The sequence below is a fragment of the Luteimonas sp. 3794 genome, from assembly GCF_031456825.1.
In the GTDB taxonomy this organism is placed as follows: Bacteria; Pseudomonadota; Gammaproteobacteria; order Xanthomonadales; family Xanthomonadaceae; genus Luteimonas.
This window is the reverse complement of sequence record NZ_JAVDVJ010000001.1, coordinates 382,861-408,240: the sequence shown is the minus strand read 5'-3', so window position 1 is coordinate 408,240 and position 25,380 is coordinate 382,861. Positions and strand designations below refer to the sequence as shown.

Here is a 25,380-nt window from a genome sequence, read left to right as displayed (position 1 = left end):
CCACGGCGGTCCGGTGCCTTCTTCCTGCAGTTGGACGGTCAAGTGCAAGCCGCGAGCGCATCGCGCAGCATCTCGGCCGGCGGTCGATCGATCGCCAGCGTCACGACATCCGCTTCGCCGGCCGGCATCTCCAGCGTCTCGAACTGGCTGTCGAGCAGCGACGCGGGCATGTAGTGCCCGCTGCGGGCCTGCATGCGCGCGGCGATCAAAGTCTTGTCGCCGTGCAGGAACAGGAACCGCAGTGGCAGGCCGGTCTCGCGCAGGCGGTCGCGATGGCGGCGGCGCAGGCCGGAGAATGCGAGCACGACGCGTTCGCCGTTCGCGACGCGACGTGTGAGTTCGTCCGCGATGCGTGCGACCCACGGGTCGCGCATGGCGTCGGTGAGCGGCAAGCCCGCGGCCATGCGGGCGCGGGCGGCATCGTCGTGGATGTCGTCGGCATCGAGGAATGTTGCCTGCCAGGCCTCCGCCAGCAGGCGGGCCAGCGTGGTCTTGCCGCTGCCCGAGACGCCCATCGCGATCACCGCCTGTGGCGCCGGCGTCATTGCGGCAGTTCCACGTCGACGCGATACCGCGCACCGGCGACGATGCCGCGCAGCAGTGGTGCGTCGAGCCCTTGTCCGTCGACGCACACGCGTGCAGTCGACACGCCCGCGACACGCCGGGCGTGCAGCTCGATTTCGGCGCCGCGGAAGCGGCGCACCACGGAGGCCTCGGACCAGTGCGACGGCAGCTGCGGCGCGATGCGCAGCGCGTCGCCTTCGCCGCGCAGCCCGAACAGGCCTTCGATCAGGCAGCGGTACAGCCACGCCGCGGTGCCGGTGTTGAACAGCTGGCTGGAGCGCCCGGCGGTGCGCGGATGGCCGCGCCAGTCGCCGCGGTAGTAGTTGGGCACGAATACCGGCAGCTGCCCACGCTGCAGCAGGTCGTCGGCATCGGGGCCGGGCAGCATGGCGCGTAGCACGCGCCAGGCGCGGTCGGCATCGCCCACTTCATACAAGGCGTGCAGGTAGAACGCGGCGGCGTGGTTGTAGACCGAACCGTTCTCGGCCGAGCCGGGGAATTTCTGGGTGAGCCGGCCGACGTCGTCGCGCATGCCGGTGTAGGGCGGGTCGAGCATGGCCACGCCGTACGGCGAGACCAGCTGCGATTCCACCGCGGTGAACAGCTGCTCGCGGCGCCCGGCATCGGCGGCGCCCGAGAGCATCGCCCAGCTTTGCGGGTTGAGGTAGATGCGGCCCTCGGTGTCGCGTTGCACGCCGAAGACGACGCCGTCGTCGGTGATGCCGCGCGCGTACCAGTCGCCATCCCACAGGTGGGCGTTGGCGGCGTCGTTGCAGTCGCGCGCGCCCTGCACGAAGACATCGGCTGCGGCGTCGCCGGCATGGCGCGCACGCATGTCCGCCCACAGCCGCAAGGCATGCGCGGTGGCCAGGGTCAGCCAGCCGGAGACGCCGCGGCCCTTGTAGCCGACCATGTTCATCGGGTCGCACCAGTCGCCCTGGGCGATGTAGCTCAAGCCCCGCGCATCGCGCGCCGACAGCAGCCAGTGCATGGCGCGGTCCACTCGCTCGGCCACGCTTGCGGTGTGGCCTTCGGCGTCAGTGACCGGCACATCGAGCAGGGCATCGTCGCCGGTCTCGTCGAGGTAGGCCTGCAGGAACACCGGCAGCCAGACGCAATGGTCGGTGTGCGGCACCTGGTTGATGTATTTCAGCTGCGCGCCGTCGACCAGCAGGATGCCGTCGGGCATCGCCCCGCCGGGCGCCTGTTGCGACAGCGCGCGCAGGAACGCGACGCGCGCGGTCGCCGGCTGCAGATAGGCCATGCCCATGTGGTCCTGCAGCAGGTTGCGCGTCTGCGGGTCGGTGGTCAGGCGATTGACGTCGCCGTGGTAGTACACCTGCCGCGGCAGCCAGTGGTTGGCGAAGGCGTCCAGCCACGCATCGGGGGTGCGGATGTCGACGCAGCCGCGTCCGGCGGCCAGGTACTGCGCATACGCCGCCGCCGCGGCTTCGAAACCGCCGGGCACGAGATACGTCGCGCGCAGGGCGTGGATCTGCGCGTCATCGCGCGCAGGCCCGAACACGAAGCGCTCCTCGTGCGCATCGCCATCGGCCAGCACCACGCGGTACTGCAGCGCCGCGGTGGGCATTTCGTAGTCGGCGTCGCGGCGGCCCAGCAGTTCCGCGTCCGTGATCGCCGTGGGTGCATGCAGGCCGCCCTCGCCTTCGAACGCGGCCTGGCGTGCGTCCCAGGCATCGGGCGCATTGGCATGCAACAGCACGGTGCGGTCCATGAAGTCGCGCTGGACGAAATAGTCCTCCACCTTCTGGTAGGGCGTGATGCTGCTGCAGACGATGCCGCCCAGGTCCTCGCGCCAGGTCGCGGACTGGTTCATCCACGACATGTAGCCGACCGGGAAGTAGGGGTAGAGGCTGAGCCGCCGCGTGCGGCCCGACGCGTTGCGCACGCGCAGCGTCCACAGCTCGGCGACATCGTCGACCGGCAGCGTCAACCGCCACTCGAAGGCCAGGCCGTCGCGCTCGACGCGCCAGGTAAGCGTGTCGGGCTGCGCGACGAACGCGAAGCCGTCGGCCGATGCGCGGACCGGCTCGTGCGGCAGCGAGAACAGCGTGCCGTCGTCCTCGTCCTTGACGTAACAGAAGCGCCCCGGATGGTGCGCGTACACCGGCTGCTCGGGCTGCATGAAACTGCGCGCCTCGAGCGTGGGCGCGTGCGTGTACTTCGCGGGCTCGGGCTGCATGAACTGCGCGCTGGCGAAGCCGCGGCAGGTGGCCTGCACCATCATCCGCCGGTTCCAGAGGAAGCCCGATGCGTGGGGCATTGCGGTCGGACTGTCGATCGTGAACGTGCGGCCGTCGTCGGTGAAGCCGTACTGCAGTGTGCTCACGCCCGCTCCGCCCTGCGCGCATCCAGCGCGTCCTGCACCTCGGCCATCGTCGAGGCATCGAGCGGGTAGGCGCGCATCACCAGCGCCGCGCAGAACGCGATCATCCCCGGGATCACGGTCAGCAGCAGCGCGATGCCCAGCTGCGAAGCATCGGATTGCGCCTCGTTGGCGACGTAGCCCATCGCCGCCAGCACCCAGCCGATCACCGCCGCCGCGATCGCGCCGCCGAGCTTCTGCGAAAACGTGGCGGCCGAGAACGTCATCGCGGTGGCGCGGCGCCCGGTCTTCCACTCGGTGTAGTCGGCGCAATCCGCATACATCGAGAACGCCAGCGGCGATTTCGGCCCCAGCGCCAGGCCGACCAGGGTATTGAGCAGGAACAGCAGCCAGATCGCATCACGCGGCACCAGGAACATCGCGCAGCTGAGCACGCCCACGGCGGCCATCAGCCACACCATCAGGCGTTTCTTGTCGACGAAGCGCGTCATCACCGGCGTGAGCGCCGCGCCCGCCGCCAGGGCGATCGAGTAGCCGCCGAGGAACCAGCCGGTCAGTTCGGGGCGTTCGAGGTAGTACTTGAGGTAGTACACGGTGGCGCCGCTGCGCATGACGATGGTGACCATGATCACCAGCGCCAGCACGAACAGCACCATCCACGGGCGGTTGTCGAGCAGGTCGCGCAGATCCTGACGCACATCGCTGCGCTGCTGCGGGGGCGGTGTGATGCGCTCGCGCGTGCTGAAGAACACGGTCGCGAACAGCAGCGATGCCACCACGCCGTACAGCCCCAGCGTGAGCTGCCAGCCCAGGGCCTCGTTGCCGCCGCCGAGCCAGCGCACCAGGTCGAGCGTGAACGCATTGACGACCGTGGTGCCGGCGAACGCGGCGATGAAGCGGAAGCTGATCAGCGTGGTGCGCTGCTGGCTGTCGTTGGTCATCACCGCCGACAGCGCCGAGTACGGCGTGCTGAGCACGGTGTAGGCCAGCATCATCACGCTGAAGGTCACGTAGGCCCAGACGAGCCGGCCGGTGTCGCCGAGATCGGGCACGGTCCAGGTCAGCACGCCGGCGCAGGCCAGCGGCAGTGCGCCCCACAGCAGATACGGCCGGAAGCGGCCGAAGCGCGTGCGGGTGCGATCGGCGATGGCGCCCATCAGCGGATCGGTGACCGCGTCGAACACCCGCGTGACGAGGATCATCGTGCCCACCGCGACGGCGGCCAGGCCCATCACGTCGGTGTAGAAGATCAGCAGGAACGCGGAGATGTTGGCCCAGTAGAGATTGAAGCCGAAATCGCCGATGCCGTAGCCCACCTTCTCGCGCAGGCGCACGCGTGTCCGCGGCCCGCCGCCGCCGGGATGTTCAATCTGCATGCGCCCTCCGCGTGCTGTGGCGAGGCCAATGCGTGCATCCGCGACTGGCGGGACATGCGCTGACAACGCTGTCAACTATCCCGCAAAGGTGGCGCTTCGACAACCGCGGAACATGAGCTGCTTGCGGCGTTGGAATTGCTGGAACGGGTGCCGGCTGGAAGGCGATTGCATGCGGCGCATAGGACGACGACATGCACCTGCAGCGCGCATCGCGGTTGGCGTGGAATGCGCGTCTGTGCATCGCATCGACAGTGTCGGTGACGGCCTGTCGTTCGGCCGCACCGTGTCGAGATCCGTGCGCGGGCACGGTTGTGACCGGTGCAGCGACGCGCCGGCGCATCCGCGGGATTGCACGCGCGCGTCCGGATCACAGTGCCTATTCCACTTGCGGCGCATGGAGCACTGGCCGGGCATGAAGCCCTGTAGAGCGGAGCGCGACGTCGCCTCAGCCCAGCAGGCCAGCGGCCCGGATCACCTTCAATGCCTGGTCGACGCGTTCGGGCGCCGAGCGGCGCAAGCCGTCGATGTCCTCGCCCAGCAAGGCCCGCAGCTGGTGGGGCGCGAACACCAGGTCGACGAAGGTATGGGCCAACGGATCGGGGTTGGAGGGCGCGTCATTACCGGCGAGGATCGCGCGACGCACGCGCGCCACCCCGCCTTCCCAGCCGATCCGGTTGACCTCGGCCGCCAGCGCCGGGGCGCGGGTGGCGGTGGCGATCACCAGGCGCATCATGGCCACCGTGGTGTCGCGCAGCGCGTGTTCGAGAATCTCCAGGCCGACGCGGCGCAGGCGAGCGTCCAGCGAGGACGGCAGGTTGACGTCTTCGGGCACCAGCAGGGTCTGCACATTGCGCCGCACGACCGCTTCGAAAATGGCGTCCTTGTTGGCATAGCGCGCGTAGAGACTGGCCTTCCCCGCACCGGCCAGGCGCGCGATTTCCTCGCAGGTGGCGCCGTCGAATCCACGCGCCAGGAACAGGTCGAGGCCGGCGTCCAGCAGTCGAACGTCGACATCACCGGCCTGGTCCTGGCGGGGACGTCCGCCCTTGGAATGACGCTTGGGAAGTTTCATCAGTTGCGGCAACGCTCTTGTGTTCTGAAGAACTGAACGCTATCGTTCAGTTCTATTCGAGGTTCGGTGGTCGTCATGATCACCGAGTTCTGGATGGTCCTGACACTATCGAGGCTTCGAATGCACACCACGGAACAGGATCCGCCGTCGGTCCGCGTGGTGCTGGCCGGCGCCACCGGCGACCTGGGCAGACGAATCGCCCATGCGCTCGCTGCACGCGGCGCGCAGGTGGTGGCGCTGGTGAGGCCGGGCAGCAACCCGCAGCATCTGGCCGGGCTGCGTGCCGAGGGCATCCAGATCCACGCGGTGTCGTTCGATGATGCCGAGGACTTGCGCGCGGCCATGACGGATGCGGTGTGCGTGGTGTCGGCGCTCAACGGGCTGGAGGCGGTGATCATCGGCCTGCAGGGAAGGCTGCTCGACGCGGCCGTGGCGGCAGGGGTTCCGCGTTTCATCCCGTCCGATTTTTCTCTCGACTACACCCGCACCCGCGTTGGCGACAACCGCAACCTGGACCTGCGTCGGCGCTTCATGGCGCAGCTGGATCAGGCCCCTATTGCGGCGACGTCGATCCTCAACGGCGGCTTCATCAAGCTTCTCGAGGGCGACGCCCGCCTCGTCGGCCCGGGCCACCGGGTGATGCATTTCGGCGATGCGGACCAGCCGCTGGATTTCACCGCTAAGGACGACGTGGCGACATTCACCGCCGCCGCTGCACTCGATGCCGATGCGCCGCGCTGGCTGCGTATCGCGGGCGACAGCGTGTCACCTGCGCAGATCGCGACGTGCATGCGCGACATCACGGGCCATCGATACCGCACTTTCCGCACCGGCGGCATCGGCACCATGTCCGCGATCATCGCCGCCGTGCGCGCGCTTACTCCCGACACCGACGCGCCGTTCCCGGCCTGGCAGGGCATGCAGTACCTGCGCGACATGATGAGTGGCCGCGGCAAGCTGCAGACACTCGACAACACACGCTACGGAGACCGCCGCTGGGTCTCCGCCCGCGACACCCTCGCACGTTGCACCCTGAAGGCTGAAACCCCATGACCGCACTGGTCGCGCCCTACCCGATTGCCGTGGCCCAGGCCGAGCTGGATGACCTGGCCCGCCGACTCGCCGATACACGCTGGCCCGACGCCGGCACGGTGGCCGACCACCGCCAGGGCCCGCAGCGCGAGCGCATCGCCGCGCTCGTGGCGCGATGGCAGACCGGTTACGACTGGCGCGCGACCGAAGCCCTGCTCAACGGGTGGAACAGCAGCCGCACCGAGATCGACGGACTGGGCATCCAGTTCCTGCACGTGCGATCACCGCAGGCCGATGCACTGCCGCTGCTGATGACCCACGGCTGGCCCGGATCGGTGCTCGAGTTCCGCGATGTCATCGGGCCGCTGACCGATCCGGTGGCGCACGGCGGCGACCCCGCCGATGCCTTCCACCTCGTGATCCCGGCGTTGCCGGGCTTCGGTTTCAGCGACAAGCCTGCGGCGCCGGGTTGGGGCGTGGGTCGCACTGCAAGCGCGTGGGCCAGTCTGATGTCGCGCCTGGGGTATGACGCCCGCTGGGCCGCGCAGGGCGGTGACTGGGGCGCGGCGATCACCACTGCCCTGGGCCACATGCGCCCACCGGGCCTGCTGGGCATCCATCTGAACATGGTGATGTTCCAGCCGACCGACGCGGAAATCGCCGACGCCACGCCGGATGAGCGGCGGATGCTGGCTGATGCGAAACGCTATGAGACGTCCTACGCCGGCTACATGAAGCTGCAGAGCACGCATCCGCAATCGGTTGCGTTCGGTCTGGCCGATTCTCCGGCGGGGCTGGCGGCGTGGATCTACGCCCTGTTCCAGGATGTCTCCGACAGCGGCGGCGCGCCGGAGGACGTGATCGCGCTCGACCATCTGATCGACGACATCATGTTGTACTGGCTGCCCAACGCAGGGCCGAGTTCGGCGCGCTTCTACTGGGAAGCGGCGCAGGAAATGTCGAAGCCGATGCCGACCGGCCCGATGACGCTGCCCACGGGCATCAGCATGTTTTCAGGGGAACAGGTGCGGCTGTCGCGGCGCTGGGCCGAAAGCCGATTCGAAGACCTGCGCTTCTTCGGTGAGGCCGATCGAGGCGGCCATTTCGCCGCGCTGGAAAACCCAAAGGTGTTCGTCGAACATCTGCGCGAGACGTTCCGACAGATGCGGTGACGGCGGGCAGCGAATCTCTGCGCGCAGCGCAGCGCGTGTTTACGCACGTGGCCCGTCGGCGTCAACGTCATCCGTCCCACGCCAACCAAATACGGACGTCCAACGCGCACGTCGCCTGCTCCATTGCACTTCCGTCACCAGCGCTGGTGACCGGCCAGTGCAGCGCGATGCAGGCGTCGCCCTCGCGCAGCACGCGACGGTGTGTCCGCCGTGTGCAGCGGCATCCGCGTCCTGCCGCTCGACGTGACCGCTGCGGCGAGCGCGGCGGTCTTCGAGACCGCCGGCCCAATCGACGTGCTGGTCAACAAGGTCGACATCGCAGGCAAGACCCGACAGACCGCCCGCTACGCAATCTGTCGGCTCGGCCGCTACGTCAATCCCAGCGCAGGTTGAGCGAGACGCCGACGATGCGGGGTTCGTTGTAGACCGCGGCCATGTAGTTCTCGATGGCGCCCTTGAGGTTCTTCTCGTTGGTGATGTTGCGTGCGAACGCCGCCACTTCCCATGCGCCGTAGCCGCCGGTGTAGCCGACTCGCAGGCCGCCTTCGAAGTTGCCGCTGGCGGTGAACTCGGTGGAGTCGTAGAGCACGAAGCTGGTCTCGCCCTGCTTGTTCCAGTCGGTGGCGACGAAGAACGCGCCGCTGTCGCTCACCGGCATGTCGTAGCGGGCCGCGAGGTTGACGTTGTAGCGCGGCGCATTGGGCAGCGGGTTGCCGTCGATCTGGGCGAAGGTGTTGGCGCCGACGCGGATGGTCGGGTCGTTGACCGTGCACACCACCACGCCGTTGAGCGCGCAGACCTGGGCGTAGACGCGTTCGTCCTCGATCTTGCTGCGCAGCAGGCTCAGGCCGGCGGTCAGCGCCAGGTTGGGGATCGGCCGCCAGTCGAGGTCCGCTTCCATGCCGTAGGCGGTGGCCTTGTCGGCATTGAACAGCACGCCGTTGCCGTTGGAATCATTGCCGTTGAGCTGGATGTCGTCGACGGTGTAGGTGAACCCCGCCAGGTTCAGGCGCATGCGGTTGTCGAGCAGGCTGGTCTTGATGCCGGCTTCCCACGACACGATGGTTTCCGAATCGGCGGTGGTGAAGTCGGCATTGAACGCCGCCGAGCGGCCCTGGATGGTCGGGCCACGGAAGCCACGCGCGACGCGGGTGTAGAGATTCACATCGTCGGTGAGTGCGTACATCGCGCTCAGGTCCCAGCTGGGCTGGGTATCGGACAGGCGTACATCGGTACGCCCGCGATAGGTGACGACGCCCGCGGCGGTGTCGGCGGTCTTGAGCAGCTGGGTTTCCTTGGCGTCACGGGTGTGGCGCACGCCGGCGGTGAGGGTCAGCGCGTCGGTGGCCTGCCAGGTGAGCTGGCCGAAACCGGCCCACGAGGTGTTGCTGTTGCGCAGGCGTACCCAGTTGTTCGGATTGCGCGCGCCGCCCTGCAGGAAATAGGCGCGCTGGTAGAAATCGGTGATGTCCTTGCCGTTGAAGTAGAACGCGCCGGCCTGCCATTGCAGCGGCGCGTCACCGGTACTCGCGAGGCGCAGTTCCTGGGTGTACTGGTCGAGATCGCGCACCTGGCCCATCGACTGGCCGTAGCCATTGGGCACGCCATTGACCGGATAGTCCGCGGCGGCGCCGCCATCGGTATCGCCGCGGCTGTAGCCCGACGTGGTCTGGTAGCCGCTGATAGACGTCAGTGCGACGCCGCCGAAGTCGTAGACCGCCTTGAGCGAGCCGCCATGGGTCTTGTAGGCCTGCGGATTGTCCTGCGCTTCGTCATAGGCCACCTGGTCGCGTGGCACATCGACACGGTTGCTGCCGCGTGTCACGGCGTTGCGCAGGAACAGCGTCGAGGTGCCGTCGTAGTCGCGCGTATGCGCCGAGGCCAGCAGCGAGAAGTTGTCGGTGGGCTCGAGCAGCAGCTGCAGACGGATATTGCGATCGTCGAAACCGCCCATCGCGTCGCGCTTCGGCGTGACCGTGCCATCGGCGCTGGGACCGGCGTAGACGTTGTCCACCCAGTCGTCGCGGTGCTGGTACAGCGTCGACACGCGGAACGACAGCGTGTCGCTGATCGGGCCGCCGAAGCCGCCGTCGAGCGAGACGGTGTTGAAGCTGCCGTAGCTCGCGGCGAGCCGGCCGTTGAAATCGTCGCTCGGTTTGATGCTGTCGAACTTGACGATGCCGGCGGTGGTGTTGCGGCCGAACAGCGAGCCTTGCGGGCCGCGCAGCACTTCCACCTGGTCGAGGTCGTAGACCGGGTTGGATTTGAGCACCACGTGTTCGAGCACCACGTCGTCCTGGATGATCGAGACCGGCTGCGAGGCGCCGAGATAGAAATCGATATTGCCCAGGCCGCGGATGTAGAAGCGCGGGAAGATGCGCCCGGTGGTGGTTTCGGCGTAGAAACCCGGCACGCGGCCCGACAGCGCCAGCAGCGTGTCGTCGCCGCCGGTGGTGAACTCGCGCATGGCATCGCCCTGCACCACGCCGACCGAGACCGGCACGTCCTGCAGGTTCTGCTCGCGACGCTCGGCGGTGACGATGACGGCGTCGAGGGCGGTGGCGGTGGCGGTGGGCGCGGCGTCCTGCGCGAATGCCATGCCGGACGAGGCCAGCAACAGGGTGGCGCAGGCCTGGGCCAATCGGGTCTGTGCAGGCATGCAGAACATCGCGCGCGCGGCCATGGGCTTCGCGCAGTCGTGGGCGTGACGCGGCATCGGTATTCCTTGGGCGCGTGGGGCGAATCCGTACGGCTTGCGCTGCAGCCTGCGACGGCGCGCCGATTGCCGGCGCAGCGCGGCACGATAGGTGCGGCGTATTGCAAGGCGATTTCAGCGCGACGGCCTGCGCGTGATCGGCGCGAATGCACCCATGCGGCAAAGTGTGGGACGGTGCGCGCGACCGTCATGCAGTGCTGCCCGCATGCGCATGCGCGGGTCATTGTCTGCCGGCGCGGATGCACGCTTGTATGGATCGCCGCCATCGCCCAGGCTTGCGCAACAGATTGATCATGGAGCGATCGATGCGGCACTTATGGAAGGGTGCGGGGCGGGCGCTGCTGGTGGCGGCGCTGGTCTCGGGGATGACCGGTTGTGGCGGTACTGGCGCGCCAGCGCGTGAGCAGACGCTGACGCTCGAACTCGACGGCAAGCCGCTGGCGTTCAATGCAGGCTTGAGCGCCAACGATCCGCCGGCCGGAGAGACGGTGCACTTCGTGACGGTGGGCGGGCATCTTGATGACGACCCGATGTCGCCGGGTTTCGATTTCCAGCTGGTGTCACCAGGTGTCGCGCTGGGCACTTACAGCAGTGACTCCGCCGAGCTGCACGCGAACTACTACGTGCAGACGGGGCCCGGCAACACGACGGTCTATACGACAGACCGCCACGGCGCACGATTCACCATGACGCTGACCGAGATGGATGCCGACGGAGTCGCCGGCACCTTTTCCGGGGCGCTCAGACTTTTGGGCGCGGGCGACGACGGCCCGGTGATGACGGTGCGCAACGGGCGCTTCTCGGCGCGCTACAACGGTCGCTGATGTACCTTGCGGCTCGGTTGCGCGCGTCCGGCCTGCGCTGCGTCTCAGTGCGTGGGCACGGCGTCCAGACGCTCGCGAATCCACTCGTAATCGCGCCGCACCGGCGCAGACAGCACCGACGCGCCGCCGTCGTAGAGATAGCTGGCGACGGTCGCACCGATGTCGTCGGTGGCGCGCGGATCGGCGCCGGCTTCCATGAAACGCTTCACCGAAGGAATGTCGTTCACCATCGCGGCCTGATGCAGCGGCGTGGTGCCGACGCGGTCGCGCACATCGAGGTTCGCGCCGGCGGCGAGCAGGCGGTCGATGTTGTCGGGCTCGCGCGCACGCAACGCGTCGAACAGTGCGGTCTGGCCATTGCGGGTGTTGGGCACGTCGACCGGCACGCCGCGCTCGAGCAGCAGGTCGATCCAGTCGGCGTCCTTGGACATCGCCGCTTCGTGCAGCGCGGTGCGGCCCTTGGCATCGCCGCGCGCGGGGTCGGCGCCGAGATCGAGCAGCAGGCGTACGGCGTCGCGGTCGCCCTGGCGGATCAGCCAGTTCAGTGACGGCGTGCCGTCCTCGGCGGTGGCGTCGGGATTGGCGCCGGCATCAAGCAGCTCACGGGCAAGCGCTGCATCGCCGCCGCGCAGCGCGGTGACGAACTGGGCCTGCGCGGGATTGTCGAACGTGCGTGCGCTGCTGGTCATGGCGTCATGTTCTTGCGTACAACCGGAGCAAGCCAGCATCAGCGCGGCCAGCGACAGGTGCGGGAGTGGGAATGGGCGGCGGGTCATGCGGCGCAGCATGTCGCAGCGTGCGTTAAATCGGCCGTAGCCGCGGCGACGACGGCGCACCGGCGTGCTGGTGTACTTCCTCATCGCGCGCGCCTGGCTGGGGGCGTGAACCCGCGCAGCCGTGGTCTCGGGGCCGATGGCGCGGAGGATCCAATTCGCGACGGCGCGCGTAAGCGTTGGAGTCCTCTCGATGGAGTGCTGCCGTGCATGTCGTGATCCGAGCTCTAGGGGTGCTGATGGCGGCGGCCTGGCTGGCCGGCTGCGCGACCGGCTTTCCGCGTGCGACCGCGCCGTATGCGGCGGAGGACGGCCTGGACGGCGCGGCCGTGCTCGCGCGCGGCGTGGACGCGCACGGTGGCGACCTGCGCACGCGCGCGGCGGACCTCAACTACGCGAGCGATGGACGCTGGGAATCATTGATCCAGCGCATCCAGCCGGTGGTCACGGATGCGGGCTATCGGGTCACGGCCGAGACGCGCTACGCGCCCGCCCAGGGCCTGCATGCGATCCGCTACCAGGGGCCGAAGGGCATCAAACAGGTGGTGCGCAGGCCGGGCGACATCGAGGTGTACTACGACGGCGTGCGCACGACCGACCCGGAGATCCTGCAGGCCGCGGCGATGACCACCGATGCGTTCGAGCTATTTCACTTCGGGCCTTCTTTCCTGGCCGCGCGCGCAACACAGGCGACGCGCATGGCCGATGTCGACGATGCCGGCACGCGTTATCAGCGTGTCCGGGTGGAGATCGCGCCGGGCTTCGGCGAGGCCGCGAACGACACGGTGATCGCGTGGTTCGATGCGCAGACGCATCTGCTGCATCGCGTACACCTGACCTTGAACGGATTTCCCTCGACGCAGGGTGCGCATGTCGACACGACCATGACGGGCTACCGCGCGCTAGACGGTGTGATGCTGCCCACGCGTTTCCACGAGCGCGTGCGCGGCCCGTTGCGCATCGATGCGCACACCTGGTGGGTGACGGGACTGGATGCGGGCCGAGGCTGGACGGCGGGCGATGTGGCCGAGGGTGGTTTCAACGGGTCCGCGGCCCGCCCTGCGGATGTATTGCGGGAACGGGACTGACGGGGCCGCGGTGCGTGGCGCGCGGGATCAGCTGGTGACGGCGTGCGCGACGGATGCTTCGCCGGTGTCGATGACGATGCGGTTGCGACCTTCGCCTTTGGCGCGATACAGGGCCTGGTCGGCGCGCTTGAGCAGGCGGGCGACATCATCACCGGGGCAGCGAAGGGCCACGCCGATCGAGACCGTCAGGCCCACTGCGTGCGCGCCGACCACCCGGCCTTCGGTCTCTACGGCGGCGCGCAGTTCATCGGCCGCGCGCAGCGCAGACCCGCTGCCGGCGCCGTCGAGCACCACCACGAATTCTTCGCCGCCGTAGCGCGCGACAAGGTCGCCGGCCCGCACCTGGCGCCGCAGGATGCCGGCCATCGCACGCAGGCAGGCATCGCCGACATCGTGGCCGAAACGGTCGTTGACCTGTTTGAAATAGTCGAGATCGACGAACAGCACGGCCAGCGCTGCGTGTCCGCCGGCCGCCTGCATGCGCCGCGCCACGCCGGCGTCGAGTTGCGCCCGGTTGGGCAGCCCGGTGAGCGAGTCGGTCATCGCGCTGCGCCGCGCCGAAACCATCTCGCGTTCGGCGTAGCGGGCGGCGCGGGCGGTGGCCAGCACCAGGATCAGTGCAGCGACAGCGTCCGCGGCAGGATGCAGATACCCCAGCCATTCCGGGGTGCCCGCCTCGCGCAGGAAATACAGCGCGCGGGTCATCGCCACCACCGACACCAGGCCCCAGCCGGCCAGGAAATACAGCGCTTCCCGGTCGCCCGCGAGCGCGCGGGCGACACCCATGCCCAGCGTCAGCACGCCGAGCGACAGCAGCAGCGCGTTGACGACGTGGGAGGTGAACGCGTCGACCGGAATGAACGGCAGCGTGACCAGCAACACCGCGCAGGCGTAGAGGATGCCCCGGTAGAGACGTGCGATGCGGCGATACCGGCTGCGCACCTGCAGCAGCACGAAGAAGAACATATAGGCCGACAGCAGACCGAGGCTGATGCCCAGCCCCGCCACACGCATGGCCTGCTCGGCTGGCAGCCACGGGGCCAGCGGCACCACCTCGCCGCTCATCACCACCAGGTAGGCCGCGGCCGACAGCACCCACATGCAGAACAGCAGCAGCATCCAGCGCCGCAGTGCGAAGGCGAAGATGGCCGCGACGATCGCCAGCAGCAGCTGGGCGCTGAGCACGGCGCTGCTGAAGCGCACGCGCGCGTAGTCGGCGGCGAGAAACGCCTGCATCGGCTGCGCTGCCACGCCCATGGGCTGCGCGCGGGCACGCGACACTTCAATGAACACCGGTTGGTCGAGCGCCGAGGCCGGCACCGGAATCGTCAGCCGCTGGCGCGAGCCGATCTGCTGCACCGCGGGGTCGAAGGTCGCCAGCGGGCGCGGGCGATAGTCAGGCGGCGCATAGGCCACGAGCTGTGCGTCATAGGCCTCGCGGATGGCGACGATCCACAGGCCGGGCGTGGGCGCGGGGCCGGCGTCGACGTCGATGCGCCACCACTGGCTGTCCTTGCCGCTGCGGATCACCCCGCCGGCGTCGCGCCAGGCATGCGATGCGCGCACGGTGGCGATCTCGTCGGCGCCCATGGGCCCGGCCGAGACCGAGACGCGCGCAGCCGGCGCGGTGGCCGCCAAGGCCTCCACGCACAGTGCCATCGCCAGCAACAGCGCCCCCACTACGCCCCAGCGCATCCATCCCCCGTCGCGGTCGGGCCCGCCGATAGAACATCGGCCGCAGCGCGGCGGAGTTTAGCCCTGCGGTCCCGTCCCCGCTGCACGACGCGATCGCGGGTCTACTGCCCCCAGGTGCCGCTGCGCCGCATCACCCCCCAGTTGTGCTTGCGCCGCGAGAACCACTGCCACATGCCGCGGCAGCGCCACAGCGTGTTGAGCTGGCGATAGCCGAAGTTCTCCAGCACCGCCATCGCGAACATCAGCAGCATGTCGCGCTTGCGCGCATAGACCCGGAACGACAGCGTTTCCAGCAGCAGACCATTGACCGACAGCAGGATGCCCATGCCGATGGCGACCAGCAGGAAGACCACCAGCGCGGTGGGCGAGATCACGCCGAACGCGAAGCCGCCCACCATCACGATGTAGCCGACGAGCTCGATCAGCGGACCGATCAGTTCGAACAGGGTCATGAAGGGCCAGGCCAGCAGACCCGCCGCGCCGGCGCGCGGGCTCAAGGCGAGGCGGACGTGACGGGTGAGACTTTCAGCCAGGCCGCGCTGCCATCGGCTGCGCTGGCGGCCCAGGGTGCCCAGGTCCTCCGGCGCCTCGGTCCAGCAGATCGGATCGGGCAGGTAACAGATGCGATACGGAATGCGGCGCTCGCGGTGGTAGCGGTGCAGGCGCATGACCAGTTCCATGTCCTCGCCCACGGTGGTGGTGCTGTATCCGCCGGCGGCGATCACGCGCTCGCGGTTGAACAGCCCGAAGGCCCCGGAAATGATCAGCACTGCATTGAGCGGCGACCAGCCCAGGCGCCCGAGCAGGAACGCGCGCAGGTATTCGACGATCTGGAAGCGCGCCACCCAGTTGCGCGGCAAGCCGGCGCGCACCAGGAAGCCGCCGCGCACCTCCGAACCGTTGGCCAGACGCACGGTGCCCCCCGCGGCCACGGTGCGTTCGTCCTCGAGAAAGGGCTGCACCACGCGCAGCAGGCTGTCGCGCTGGAGGATGGAATCGGCATCGACAGCGCAGAACAGCATGTGGCGGGCGGCGTTGATGCCTGCATTGAGCGCATCGGCCTTGCCGCCGTTCTCCTTGTCGATCACCCGCAGGTTGGCGTAGCGCCGGGAGCGGTAGACCCCGAGGATGGGCTTGTGGTCCACGGTGCGGCGCATGGGCTGCGGCTGCAGCACCAGATCGAACTCTTCGCGCAGCACATCGAGGGTGCCGTCGCGCGAGCCGTCGTTGATGACCACCACCTCGAAATCCGGGTATTGAAGCTGCAGCATCGAACGCACCGAGGTGCGGATGGTCGCCTCTTCGTTGTAGCCGGGCACCAGCAGCGAGATCGGCGGCTCGACGCCGAGATACGGGGCCTCGTCGCCGAGCGCACTGCGCTGTCGCATGTAACCGCGCAGGCTGACCATCGCCAGCAGGTTGAGGCCGAGATAGCCGCCGTTGAGGGCGAGGAAGTAACCGATGAAGAACGCCTGGGTCCACCATAACCAGTCGATGTTCATGGGTGGCGCTCCTCGATCGCCCGCCGCAACGCGTCCTGTCCGTAGCGGTCCTCGACCGTGTCCAGGAACTGCTCCAGCGCGACCCGATCCAGGGTGGGCTGCGCGGCAATGGCATCCGCCGCCTCCTGGCGCACGGCCCAGCTCCGGTCGGACAGCAGTGCGTGCAGGGTCTCCAATGCGGCCGGTGCGGCCTGCTTGCGCAAAGCCTTGAGCGCGGCGAGGCGCACGTCGGCATCGGGATCCGCCAGTGCGGCCTGCATTACTGGGTGATCGACGTCGTCGCGCAGGTCGCCCAGCACCTGCAATCCGGCTTGGCGCACGCGCGGATCGGGTGACGTGCCCAGCGCGGCGCGCGCCCATCCGGCCATCCGCGCCGGATCTCCCCACTGCGCCAGGGTCGCCAGCCGGTGCACCTGTTCGGGCGATGCCGCACGCAGGGCGGCGAGCAACGGGCTGGAGACGGCCGTACGCCCGGCCAGCTGGCAGAGCGCCGAGATCCGCTGCGGCGTCCAGTCACGCCGCACCACCACCACCGGCAACACCTCGGCCATGGCCCGGTGTGGATCGATGGTCACCAGCACCTCGGCCGCCGCAAGCGCCAGCAGCGGATTGCGATGCTGGAGGAAGTGCGCCACCCCGTCCCAGGATTCCGGCCCGCCGACCTGGCGCAGCACCGCCAGTGCGACCAGCCGCAGATGGATCTGGCGTCGCCCCAGCAGGTCGAGCGCCGCGCGATGCAGACCGTAGTCCACCAGCAGGCGATTGAGGCGGTCATGGGCCTGGCCGCGCAGCTTGCGCTGGGTGCGACACCACAACAACAGGAACCACAGACGCTCGTCCGCTACCGGTGCCGTCCAGGACGGCGGCGCGTTGTGCAGCGTCGCCTCCGCAAGACGGGGCCGCCAGACGTCGTCGAACGCGCGGCGCCGCGCCAGCCGTCGCGCGCCCAGTTCCGCGAGCACCAGCACCTGGACCATGGTCAGCAGGGTGACCACCGTCAGCGCGGCCACCACGTACAGCGCCCAGCGCAGGACCGGATCTTCCATCGCGATGGCGAGCCATGCAGGCATGGCCTAGAACGCCCGCCGCAGGCCCAGCTGCACCCAGCGCCGGTCGTAGAACGCGCCCTGACGCACGTAACCGACGCCCCAGTGCAGCGCCCAGTCGTCGGCGAACCCATGACGCCCCTGCACCGCCAGCGCGCGCACGGCAGTGGCCACGACATCCGTGCCCTGCAGGGCGTCCTCGCTGCCCGAGGTCAGACGCAGGCCGATGGCATCCCGGTCCCCGTAGTAGCGGTCGAGCGCGACGTCGTGCCCGCTGACGCGATTGCCGGCCACGTCGGTGCGATTGAAGGTGTAGCCGAGCCGCCAGTCACCCCAGTACTGCTCCACGGCCAGCGCGAGCCGGTCGACCGTGACTTCGGGATAGCGCGTGCGGCGCAGGCTGGACGCGAGCACGGTGCCGCTGTCGAAGGCGTGCTGCAGCCGTACGTCGCCGAACCAGCGCGGCTGGAAATCCGATCCGGGCCAGCCGCCGCCGTCGAGCTGCAGCGCCCAGCGCGGCGCCAGCGGCAGCGCGATGCCCGCTTCGACACCGGTATCGGCCAGACCGAAGCGGCGTTCGCGCGCGGCGGCGGCATACCAGGCGCGTCCGTCGCCGTCGCGCCCGTTGACCTCGATCCGGTCACCGCGCCACGCGGCGAGATCCTGCGTGAGCCGGTCGTAGCGGAACGTGTAGCCCACCTCGCGACTGCCGGGTGCTGCGCCGCGCGCCTGCGGCGGGGCGCCGGCGTCGGGCGGCTGCGGCGCCGCCTGCTGGCGCAGCCCGTCCAGGCCCGTATGCGCCGGGGCGAGACCTTCCAGACGCGCCACGCTGGCCTGGCTGCCGGCGCGGTCGCCCGACCACAGTTGGGCCTGGGCCAGACCGAACAGGTAGTCGGCATTGCCCGGTTCGCGTGCGAGCAGGTCCTGATACAGCGGTACGGCCTCGGCCGCGCGCTGCTGCCAGGCCAGCACCCGGGCCAGCTGGAAGCGGGCCTCGTCATCGCCGGGTGCCTGGGCCAGGCGCGCGCGCAGCAGCACCTCGGCGCCCGCGTAGTCCCCCGCGTCGATACGCGGCTGCACCGCGGCGAGGTCCTGCGCGGGTGCCTGGGCGGACAGCAACACCAGCAGCATAGGCAGCGCGATGCGACACGCGATCATGCGGCTCTCCGCAGCAGACGCCGCATCCGCGCCACCACCTCGTCGGGCTGGAAGGGCTTGGTCACATAGTCGTCAGCGCCCAGATCGAGCGCCCGCACGATGTCGACCTCGCGCGCCTTGGCCGTGAGCATCAGCACCGGCACTGTGCGCCACGCCGGCACCGCGCGCAGGCGCTCCACGATCTCGATGCCGTCGTGGTACGGCAGCATGATGTCGAGCACCACGCCGTGCGGCGGATCCTGCTCCAACCGCGCCAGCGCCGCGCGGCCGTCGGCCGCGTGGTCGACGACGAACCCCTCGCGCTCGAACATGAAACGCAGGATGTAGGCGATGTCCTCTTCGTCCTCGACCACCAGGACCCGGGGCGCGGCGTGCTCGTTCATGGCGGTGGATCTCCCTGTGATGCAGTGCGCGGTGGCCAGTTGCGCAGGTAATCGCCGATCACGCCGGCCAGCGCGGCGCCGCTGTGGCGCGACTTGACCAGTCGGCGGAGCACGATGCCGCTGTCGGCATCGGGCGTGGCGGTGTCGGCATCGAGCGCCGAAAAAATGATGACCAGCGTCGGCGGGCTGGCGGCAGCCAGTTCGGCCAGCAGTTCGCTGCCGTCGCCGTCGGGCAGCATCAGGTCGAGGATGACCAGATCATGGTGGCGCTGGGCCAGCGCGGTGCGTGCTTCGACCAGGCTGCCGGCCGCATGCAGCGTCAAGCGCTCCTGCGCCAGCAGCGTGGCCACGAGCGCGCGCAGGTCGGCGTCGTCTTCCACATGCAGGACGTGGATCGGCGTATCGGCGCCGCCCAGGCAGGCGCGTACCGCATCGAGGATGCGTGTGGGCTCGAGCGGCTTGGACAACCAGTCGACCAGGCCCACCGCCCCGCCGACCACGGCATCGCGCTCGGCGGAAGGTGGCTCGACGCCGAGCGCCAGCACCGGCAGATGCCGGTAGGCCGCCTGGCTGCGCAATGCGTGCACGAAGGCGAGACCGTCCTCGTCCGGCAGCGCCAGATTGATGGTCAGCGCGTGCACGGGCATGGCAGCGAGCACCTGCCGTGCCTGCGCGGCGGAGTCGGCCACCACCGCGGCATAGCCACGCTGGTCGAGCATGGCGGCCAACTGCGTTGCCGCGGCCGTGTCGCCGTCGAGCACCAGCACGCGCTGGCGGTCCTCCGGACCGGTTGGCGGCAGTGCACGGCGTGTCGCGAGCGGCAGGTGCACGAAGAACCGTGTGCCGTGATCGGTCTGGGTATCGAAGCCGATCTCGCCGCCCAGTTGTTCGACCAGCGAGCGGGTGATCGCCAGCCCCAGGCCCGTGCCGCCGCGGGTGCGCACGTCGGAAGAATCCGCCTGCGCGAAACGCTCGAAGACGCGCGCCCGGAAGGCCTCCGGAATCCCCGCGCCCCGGTCGGCGACGACGACTTCCATGACCCGCTCGCGCTTGGCGACCTCGACGACGACCTCCTCGCCCGGCGGCGAATGCTTGATCGCGTTCGACAGCAGGTTGGCCATGACCTGGGCGAAGCGGTCGGTGTCGATCTCCACGTCGCCGTCCTCGCCCGGTTGCAGACGGACGCGGACCTGGAACTCGCCGGCATAGCCCGCGATGTGCTCGATCGACTGCGCGACCAGCGGACGCAGGGCAACGCTCTGCAGGTGCATGGCGATGCGGCCGCTTTCGAGCTTCTCGATGTCGAGGATGTCGTTGATGAGCCGGACCAGGCGCTCGCTGTTCTTGTAGGCGATGTCGAGCAGTGGACGCAGGGTTTCGGGGACTGCGCCAGCCATGCCACCGACCACCATCGACAGGCCGCCGCGGATCGCGGTGAGCGGCGTGCGCAGCTCGTGGCTGACGGTGGAGATGAACTCGGATTTCATGCGCTCGACCTGACGCCTGGTGGAGATGTCCACCGCCACCGCCAGCACCAGCCGCTGTCCATCGGAGAGGATCATCGGGCGCTTGAGCAACTGGAACCAGCGCTCGCGTCCACTGGCATCGTTGACCGCCAGCTGCGCGCGACGCAGTTCGGGAAATTCCGGCAGTTCACGGAGCAGAGCGGTATCGCCGTCGAGCAATGGCGCCAGCAGGTCGCCACCCACGATGTCCTGTACGCGCTGACCCTCGACCTGGCCCGGACGCAGGCCCAGCAGGTCAGCGAACGCCTCGTTGCACAACAGCACCCGCCCGGCCGCATCGCGCACGAAGATCAGGTTCTCGTCGGCATCGACCACGCTGCGCAGGAATGCCTGCTGGTCGCGCAGGCGCCGACGCGCGCGGGCGGCTTCGGTCACGTTGCGGACAATGGCAAGACTCTCGCCCCCTTCGGCGCGTGCAATGCGCACCTCGTGATCGTGCCCGTGGCCATCCTTCCAGTCGAGGACGATCAAGTTGCGATCGGGATGCCGCGTCATGTGTTCGGCCAACACTGCGCACAGCGCCGGCGGCGCCGCGGCGCGACTGCCTTCCGATTGCGAGAGCACGTCGACCCGGCCATCGGCGTGCAACTCATACAGCTCATCGGGCACCGCCCGCAGCAGCGCGTTCTGCCTGGCTTCGCCCGCGCGCGCAATCTGCGCCAGCTGGGCCTGCCGGCGCAGGTTGCGGTTCATCGCGATGAGGAACCAGATCATCAGCAACCCGATGATCACGCTGCCGCCGACGGCCTGCAGCCGACCCTGCTCCAGCACTTTTTCAGCGAGCGCGCTATCGGCCGCCAGCCGAAGCCGCTCCTCGGCCTCCAGTTCGCCGAGCTGCGCGCGCAGCGCGTCCATGGCCTCCTTCGCGCCTGAGGCGGCCATCGCGGCAGCCGCCTGTTCGAGGCCCAGCTGATCGCGGCGCTTCATGTTGGCCGCCGCGATCTCCACGCGCCGGGCGATGCTTGCGTCGAGTTCGGCCAGCCACTCCGCGCGATCGGGCCCGGCGAGCATGTGCCCGAGCAGTGCGCGCAGGTGGCTCAAGCGCTCGCGACCGTCGCGGTAGGGCTCGAGGTATTCCGGGTCCGCGGTCAGCATGTAACCCCGTGATCCGGTTTCCACGTCCTGCAGCGCGGAGAGCATGCCCTGTACGACGTTGATCAGTTCGAGGCTGTCGGCGACCGCATTGTTGGCGTCCAACAGCACGTCCTGCGCGCGCTTGCCCTGCCAGGCCAGCAGGCTCAGCAGCACAAGGGCAGCGGCGAAGCCCAGGTTGTGCAGGGTCGTGCCGGACAGAAAGCGCAATGCAAAGTTCCGTGGCGAGCGAGACACCGATGCTATCGGTGGACTGGCAAAGTACCGTGAGTAGATCGGAGGCGCGACCGATCGAACGACGCCTCGCTTCGCGTCGGGCATCGGACGCCTCGCGACGCGACCGACGTCACAGATGCGCGTCGACGCTGCGCATCGCTTCATCCGACGCGCCCGCGACAGCGATGCACGTTGCGTTGCGCCACGGGCGCGCACATGCGCAATGCCGTGCCCGCGCGCTGCAACGCGACGCGGTGTCGCCTGGACGCGTGTATCGATACACTTCCACGGACTCGGCCACGCCGCATCTGCCCGCCCATGGACACTGACAGTCGACCCCGACAAACCGCATCCGCAACCCAGCGCGCCGACGGCTGCGTGGGGGAGACGACGGCCGTGTAATGCCCGTTCGTCCTCCGCCGCGCCTGTTGGCGAAGGACGAATCATGATCGAACATCGCAATCCGCTTCTCGGCCCTCGCCTGGCCCAGTCCGACCACCGCTTCGACCCCGCGCGTGCCGCGCAGGAGATCGAGCGCTGCCTCGAACGCGACGACTGCCACCTGCTGCAGACCTGGCTGGCCGACGCGCTGGCCGCCGACGTGGCCGAGGCGCTGAGCCATCTCGATACCCGCAGCGCCGCGCGCGCACTGCCGCTGCTGGCGCCGGCCGAGCGCGCCGAGGTGTTCGGCTATCTGCCTCTGCCGGTGCAGTCCGGCCTGGTGGCGATGCTGCCGCGCGCCGCGCTCACCGAGCTGCTGGAACACATGTCGGCCGACGAACGCGCCGACCTGTTCAACGACCTGCCCGCGTCCCTGCGCGACCAGGTGCTGCCGGCGCTGGCCCAGGCCGAACGCGAGGACATCCGCCGCCTCAGCGCCTACGGCCGCGACACCGCCGGCGCGATCATGACCTCCGATTACGCCGCGCTGGCACCGGACCTCACGGCGCGCGAGGCGGTGGAGGAACTGCGCCGGGTGGCGCCCGATACCGAGACGATCTACACCGCCTACGTGATCGACGCCGGGCGCCGGCTGATCGGCGTGACCTCGCTGCGCAGCCTGATCACGGCCGCGCCGGAAACGCGGGTGTCCGATCTGATGCAGTCCAATCCGATCGTCGCGCGCGTGGGCGACGACCAGGAAACCGTGGCCGAGCTGATCAGCCGGTACGACTTCATCGCGCTGCCGATCCTCGACGACGCGGGCCGCCTGGTCGGCATCGTCACCGCCGACGATGCGATGGACGTGGCCCAGGCCGAGGCCACCGAGGACGCGCTGCTCGCCGGTGGTACCGCGGGCCGGTTGCCCGGCACGGTGCGCGGCGCCTCGATCCGCCAGCTCTATCGTCTGCGCGTGTTCTGGCTGGTGCTGCTGGTGTTCGGCAACATCTTCTCCGGCGCCGGCATCGCGCATTTCGAGGACACCATCGCCTCGCATCTGGCGCTGCTGTTCTTCCTGCCGCTGCTGATCGCCAGCGCCGGCAATGCCGGCTCGCAGTCGGCCACGCTGATGGTGCGCGCGCTGGCGACCGGCGACGTGCGCGCGCAGGACTGGAGCCGCATGCTCGGCCGCGAGGTGCTGGTGGCCGGCCTGCTGGGCGTGACGATGGCGGTGGCGATCTCGGCGATCGGCGTCTGGCGGGGCGGCCCGGACATCGCGCTGGTGGTGGCGATCACGATGCTGGTGGTGGTGCTGATCGGCAGCCTGATCGGCATGTCGCTGCCGTTCGCGCTGTCGAAGTTCCGGCTGGACCCGGCGACCGCCAGCGGCCCGCTGGTGACCTCGATCGCCGACGTCGCCGGCGTGCTGGTGTACTTCGGCATCGCGAGCGCGCTGCTGGGGCCGTGATGCGGCGGCGGCGGCGGCGGGGACACCGGGCGCCGGAGACGCGTTCCGGTTGCCGCTTCGATCCGCAAACGACGCCACACCGCGGCGTGTTCCGGAGCGGCCACGACAGGCCCGACGGCGTGCGGCCCGTCTGCGCGTGATCCGTCGGGCCGGTCGCGCCGTAAGCGGTGCAGGCCATTCGAAGGAGCGCCTGCGATGCATGGGTTGGACAGGATTCTGCTGGTACTGACGGTCGGCGTATGACTGACCGGCTGCGCGACCGACTTTCCGCGCGCCGCCGCGCTGTGGCGGCGCACGCCGGCGACCTGCGCGCGCGGGCGACCTGACTACGCGAGCGAAGGCCGCTGGGAGAGATTGATCCGGCGCGTCAGCGCATCGAGCCGGTGGTCACCGATGCCCGCTACCGGACCACGATGACCGGCTACCGCGCGCAGATGCCGACGCGCTTCCACGAGCGCGTGCGCGGGCCGCTGCGCATTGATGCGCACAGCTGGTGGCTAACCGGCCTGGATGCCGACCGCGGCTGGCGGGCCGGCGACGTCGCCGGTAGTGCATTCACTGGCGCCGCGACAAAGGGGGCCGACGCCGTGCACTGACTCACCCGGTCTAACGGGTGCCGCATCGGGCCCGATGTCGCTTCGATCATCGGTGACGGCGCCGGTGCGGCAGGCACCGGCGCGATCACCTGCAGGGCTCACCCCGGCAGCGGCGCATCCGGGTGCACGAGCTTCGCCTCGCGCAACTCGTGCCAGAACGCAGCCGGCACGGTCTCCTCCAGCGCGGCGCGATCCTCGGCGATGCGGCCGGGCCTGCTGGCGCCGGGAATTACCGCGGCGACGGCCGGGTTGGCCAGCGAGAACTGCAAGCCGGCGGCCTTCATGCTGACGCCGTGGCGGTCGGCGATGGCCTTGATGCGCGCGACCTTGTCGAGGATCGCCTGCGGCGCCGGCGCGTATTCGAAGTTCGGCCCGCCGACCAGCGCGCCCGAACTGTAGGGCCCGCCGACGACGATGCCCACGCCCTGCTCGGCCGCCTGCGGCATCAGCCGCTGCAGCGCGCGGTCGTGGTCGAGCAACGTGTAGCGGCCGGCGAGCAGGCAGCCGTTCGGCTTCGGCTCGTCGAGGTCGAGCAGCAGCTCGATGGCTTCGACGCGGTTCACGCCGAGGCCCCAGCCCTTGATCGTGCCTTCGTCGCGCAGACGGTCCAGCGCGCGGAACGCACCGGTGCGCGCGCTCTCGAATTTCTCCAGCCACTCGTCGCCGTAGAAATCCTGGGCCACGTCGTGCACCCAGGCGATATCGATGCGGTCGGTGCGCAGGCGCTTGAGGCTGTCGTCGATCGAGCGCAGCGTGGCGTCGTAGCTGTAGTCGTTGACCACGCGGTTGTCGCGGCCGTGTGCGAACAGGCCGCCCTTCTCACCCTGGTCGCGGGCGCTGACGTCCTCTTTCTCATCGAGGATCAGCCGGCCGACCTTGGTGCTGATGACGTAGTCGGCGCGCGGGCGTTCGGCCAGCGCCTCGCCGAGGCGCAGCTCGGCCAGGCCGGCGCCGTACAGCGGCGCGGTGTCGAAGTAGCGGATGCCGTCGTCCCACGCGGCGTCGACCGTGGCGCGAGCTTCGGCATCGGGAATGTCGCGGAACATGTTGCCAAGCGGCGCGGTGCCGAAGCCGAGCGTGCCGGGCAGGATGTCGGTGAGTGCCATGGGTCTCCTTGGGGGAAGCGTCGCGGCAAGGCCGCATGGACGCGCCATCGTGCCGCCGGCGACCTTCACGGAACGTCGTGACGGCGTGTGGGGATTCATGAAAGCGCGGCCTGGGCGGCGCTCGCGTGGGCCTGTCCGCGCCTGTGCACGGCCCGCGCGCCGGCGCTGCGCGTCGACGGCCGGGCGTGCACCGCCATCCGCAGTCGATCGGCCATGCATGTCCGCGCGACCGGGTGTTCGTCAGTCG

At 69.4% G+C, this 25,380-nt stretch carries 20 protein-coding genes; 7 read left to right on the top strand and 13 right to left on the bottom strand.

The features are described 5' to 3' along the window. Positions 1 to 38 precede the first annotated feature (38 nt). The 4 genes from J2X52_RS01840 to J2X52_RS01825 all read right to left on the bottom strand — a co-directional run bounded on the left by J2X52_RS01840 (position 39) and on the right by J2X52_RS01825 (position 5,359). Positions 39 to 545, bottom strand: a complete 507-nt coding sequence (locus J2X52_RS01840; RefSeq protein WP_310147816.1) for a gluconokinase, GntK/IdnK-type — start codon at positions 543 to 545, stop codon at positions 39 to 41. Next, entirely contained in the window at positions 542 to 2,848 is a 2,307-nt protein-coding gene (locus tag J2X52_RS01835; protein ID WP_310148805.1) for an NdvB protein, read from the bottom strand. The genes J2X52_RS01840 and J2X52_RS01835 overlap by 4 nt, the downstream gene beginning before the upstream one ends. Positions 2,849 to 2,910: 62 nt before the next feature. Then, a complete protein-coding gene (locus tag J2X52_RS01830; RefSeq protein ID WP_310147813.1) occupies positions 2,911 to 4,287 on the bottom strand; it encodes an MFS transporter in 1,377 nt (458 codons plus the stop codon). 445 nt (positions 4,288 to 4,732) lie between these two features. Next, a complete protein-coding gene (locus tag J2X52_RS01825) occupies positions 4,733 to 5,359 on the bottom strand; it encodes a TetR/AcrR family transcriptional regulator (RefSeq protein WP_310147811.1) in 627 nt (208 codons plus the stop codon). A 120-nt stretch (positions 5,360 to 5,479) separates the two neighbouring features. Here J2X52_RS01825 and J2X52_RS01820 point away from each other — a divergent pair, with 120 nt between their 5' ends. The 3 genes from J2X52_RS01820 (at position 5,480) to J2X52_RS01810 (ending at position 7,956) form a co-directional block, all read left to right on the top strand. Then, on the top strand, positions 5,480 to 6,412 hold the full coding sequence (locus tag J2X52_RS01820; protein WP_310147808.1) for an NmrA family NAD(P)-binding protein: 933 nt from the start codon (positions 5,480 to 5,482) through the stop codon (positions 6,410 to 6,412). Then, the gene (locus J2X52_RS01815; RefSeq protein WP_310147805.1) at positions 6,409 to 7,563 is read left to right on the top strand and encodes an epoxide hydrolase; all 1,155 of its coding nucleotides are present in this window, start codon (positions 6,409 to 6,411) and stop codon (positions 7,561 to 7,563) included. The genes J2X52_RS01820 and J2X52_RS01815 overlap by 4 nt, the downstream gene beginning before the upstream one ends. Before the next feature lie 201 nt (positions 7,564 to 7,764). After that, entirely contained in the window at positions 7,765 to 7,956 is a 192-nt protein-coding gene (locus J2X52_RS01810; protein WP_310147801.1) for a hypothetical protein, read from the top strand. Here the strand turns inward: J2X52_RS01810 and J2X52_RS01805 are convergent. Then, the gene (locus tag J2X52_RS01805) at positions 7,937 to 10,246 is read right to left on the bottom strand and encodes a TonB-dependent receptor (protein WP_310148802.1); all 2,310 of its coding nucleotides are present in this window, start codon (positions 10,244 to 10,246) and stop codon (positions 7,937 to 7,939) included. The genes J2X52_RS01810 and J2X52_RS01805 overlap by 20 nt on opposite strands. Positions 10,247 to 10,584: 338 nt before the next feature. On the opposite strand from J2X52_RS01805, the gene J2X52_RS01800 reads away from it, so the two are divergent. After that, a complete protein-coding gene (locus J2X52_RS01800; RefSeq protein ID WP_310147799.1) occupies positions 10,585 to 11,103 on the top strand; it encodes a hypothetical protein in 519 nt (172 codons plus the stop codon). Between the two features lie 44 nt (positions 11,104 to 11,147). Here J2X52_RS01800 and J2X52_RS01795 read toward each other — a convergent pair whose 3' ends face one another. After that, positions 11,148 to 11,792 (bottom strand): ankyrin repeat domain-containing protein, encoded by a 645-nt coding sequence (locus J2X52_RS01795; protein ID WP_310147797.1) that lies wholly within the window; start codon positions 11,790 to 11,792, stop codon positions 11,148 to 11,150. Positions 11,793 to 12,082: 290 nt separating this feature from the next. On the opposite strand from J2X52_RS01795, the gene J2X52_RS01790 reads away from it, so the two are divergent. Next, the gene (locus J2X52_RS01790) at positions 12,083 to 12,964 is read left to right on the top strand and encodes a hypothetical protein (RefSeq protein ID WP_310147795.1); all 882 of its coding nucleotides are present in this window, start codon (positions 12,083 to 12,085) and stop codon (positions 12,962 to 12,964) included. Positions 12,965 to 12,991: 27 nt separating this feature from the next. Here the strand turns inward: J2X52_RS01790 and J2X52_RS01785 are convergent, their stop codons facing one another. The 6 genes from J2X52_RS01785 to J2X52_RS01760 all read right to left on the bottom strand — a co-directional run bounded on the left by J2X52_RS01785 (position 12,992) and on the right by J2X52_RS01760 (position 21,576). Continuing rightward, positions 12,992 to 14,659 (bottom strand): diguanylate cyclase, encoded by a 1,668-nt coding sequence (locus tag J2X52_RS01785; RefSeq protein ID WP_310147794.1) that lies wholly within the window; start codon positions 14,657 to 14,659, stop codon positions 12,992 to 12,994. 101 nt (positions 14,660 to 14,760) lie between these two features. Then, positions 14,761 to 16,161, bottom strand: a complete 1,401-nt coding sequence (locus J2X52_RS01780; RefSeq protein ID WP_310147792.1) for a glycosyltransferase — start codon at positions 16,159 to 16,161, stop codon at positions 14,761 to 14,763. Further along, positions 16,158 to 17,231 carry a HEAT repeat domain-containing protein gene (locus J2X52_RS01775; RefSeq protein WP_310147790.1) on the bottom strand — a complete coding sequence of 358 codons (1,074 nt, stop codon included), beginning with the start codon at positions 17,229 to 17,231 and terminating at the stop codon, positions 16,158 to 16,160. Before J2X52_RS01775 ends, J2X52_RS01780 begins: the two co-directional genes overlap by 4 nt. A 3-nt stretch (positions 17,232 to 17,234) precedes the next feature. Further along, a complete protein-coding gene (locus J2X52_RS01770; protein WP_310147788.1) occupies positions 17,235 to 18,365 on the bottom strand; it encodes a YaiO family outer membrane beta-barrel protein in 1,131 nt (376 codons plus the stop codon). Beyond that, positions 18,362 to 18,748, bottom strand: coding sequence for a response regulator (locus J2X52_RS01765; protein WP_310147786.1), 387 nt, complete (start codon positions 18,746 to 18,748; stop codon positions 18,362 to 18,364). Before J2X52_RS01765 ends, J2X52_RS01770 begins: the two co-directional genes overlap by 4 nt. Then, positions 18,745 to 21,576: a response regulator gene (locus J2X52_RS01760; protein WP_310147784.1), complete on the bottom strand. Its 2,832-nt coding sequence runs from the start codon at positions 21,574 to 21,576 to the stop codon at positions 18,745 to 18,747. Before J2X52_RS01760 ends, J2X52_RS01765 begins: the two co-directional genes overlap by 4 nt. Before the next feature lie 451 nt (positions 21,577 to 22,027). Between J2X52_RS01760 and mgtE the strand changes: the two genes are divergently transcribed. Both mgtE and J2X52_RS01750 read left to right on the top strand, forming a co-directional pair. Beyond that, complete coding sequence (gene mgtE / locus J2X52_RS01755) at positions 22,028 to 23,431, top strand: magnesium transporter (protein WP_310147782.1); 1,404 nt, start codon at positions 22,028 to 22,030, stop codon at positions 23,429 to 23,431. A gap of 413 nt (positions 23,432 to 23,844) precedes the next feature. Then, positions 23,845 to 24,027 (top strand): hypothetical protein, encoded by a 183-nt coding sequence (locus tag J2X52_RS01750; RefSeq protein ID WP_310147780.1) that lies wholly within the window; start codon positions 23,845 to 23,847, stop codon positions 24,025 to 24,027. 98 nt (positions 24,028 to 24,125) lie between these two features. Here the strand turns inward: J2X52_RS01750 and J2X52_RS01745 are convergent, their stop codons facing one another. Continuing rightward, entirely contained in the window at positions 24,126 to 25,133 is a 1,008-nt protein-coding gene (locus tag J2X52_RS01745; RefSeq protein WP_310147779.1) for an aldo/keto reductase, read from the bottom strand. Between the last annotated feature and the right edge of the window lie 247 nt (positions 25,134 to 25,380).

What these genes read in the sequence shown, in the direction of transcription:
- J2X52_RS01840 (WP_310147816.1), bottom strand. Translation starts at nt 545, where the DNA reads ATGACGCCGGCGCCACAGGCGGTGATCGCGATGGGCGTCTCGGGCAGC.
- J2X52_RS01835 (WP_310148805.1), bottom strand. Translation starts at nt 2,848, where the DNA reads ATGCCCCACGCATCGGGCTTCCTCTGGAACCGGCGGATGATGGTGCAG.
- J2X52_RS01830 (WP_310147813.1), bottom strand. Translation starts at nt 4,287, where the DNA reads ATGCAGATTGAACATCCCGGCGGCGGCGGGCCGCGGACACGCGTGCGC.
- J2X52_RS01825 (WP_310147811.1), bottom strand. Translation starts at nt 5,359, where the DNA reads ATGAAACTTCCCAAGCGTCATTCCAAGGGCGGACGTCCCCGCCAGGAC.
- J2X52_RS01820 (WP_310147808.1), top strand. Translation starts at nt 5,480, where the DNA reads ATGCACACCACGGAACAGGATCCGCCGTCGGTCCGCGTGGTGCTGGCC.
- J2X52_RS01815 (WP_310147805.1), top strand. Translation starts at nt 6,409, where the DNA reads ATGACCGCACTGGTCGCGCCCTACCCGATTGCCGTGGCCCAGGCCGAG.
- J2X52_RS01805 (WP_310148802.1), bottom strand. Translation starts at nt 10,246, where the DNA reads ATGGCCGCGCGCGCGATGTTCTGCATGCCTGCACAGACCCGATTGGCC.
- J2X52_RS01800 (WP_310147799.1), top strand. Translation starts at nt 10,585, where the DNA reads ATGCGGCACTTATGGAAGGGTGCGGGGCGGGCGCTGCTGGTGGCGGCG.
- J2X52_RS01795 (WP_310147797.1), bottom strand. Translation starts at nt 11,792, where the DNA reads ATGACCAGCAGCGCACGCACGTTCGACAATCCCGCGCAGGCCCAGTTC.
- J2X52_RS01785 (WP_310147794.1), bottom strand. Translation starts at nt 14,659, where the DNA reads ATGCGCTGGGGCGTAGTGGGGGCGCTGTTGCTGGCGATGGCACTGTGC.
- J2X52_RS01780 (WP_310147792.1), bottom strand. Translation starts at nt 16,161, where the DNA reads ATGAACATCGACTGGTTATGGTGGACCCAGGCGTTCTTCATCGGTTAC.
- J2X52_RS01775 (WP_310147790.1), bottom strand. Translation starts at nt 17,231, where the DNA reads ATGCCTGCATGGCTCGCCATCGCGATGGAAGATCCGGTCCTGCGCTGG.
- J2X52_RS01770 (WP_310147788.1), bottom strand. Translation starts at nt 18,365, where the DNA reads ATGATCGCGTGTCGCATCGCGCTGCCTATGCTGCTGGTGTTGCTGTCC.
- J2X52_RS01765 (WP_310147786.1), bottom strand. Translation starts at nt 18,748, where the DNA reads ATGAACGAGCACGCCGCGCCCCGGGTCCTGGTGGTCGAGGACGAAGAG.
- mgtE (WP_310147782.1), top strand. Translation starts at nt 22,028, where the DNA reads ATGATCGAACATCGCAATCCGCTTCTCGGCCCTCGCCTGGCCCAGTCC.
- J2X52_RS01750 (WP_310147780.1), top strand. Translation starts at nt 23,845, where the DNA reads ATGACCGGCTACCGCGCGCAGATGCCGACGCGCTTCCACGAGCGCGTG.
- J2X52_RS01745 (WP_310147779.1), bottom strand. Translation starts at nt 25,133, where the DNA reads ATGGCACTCACCGACATCCTGCCCGGCACGCTCGGCTTCGGCACCGCG.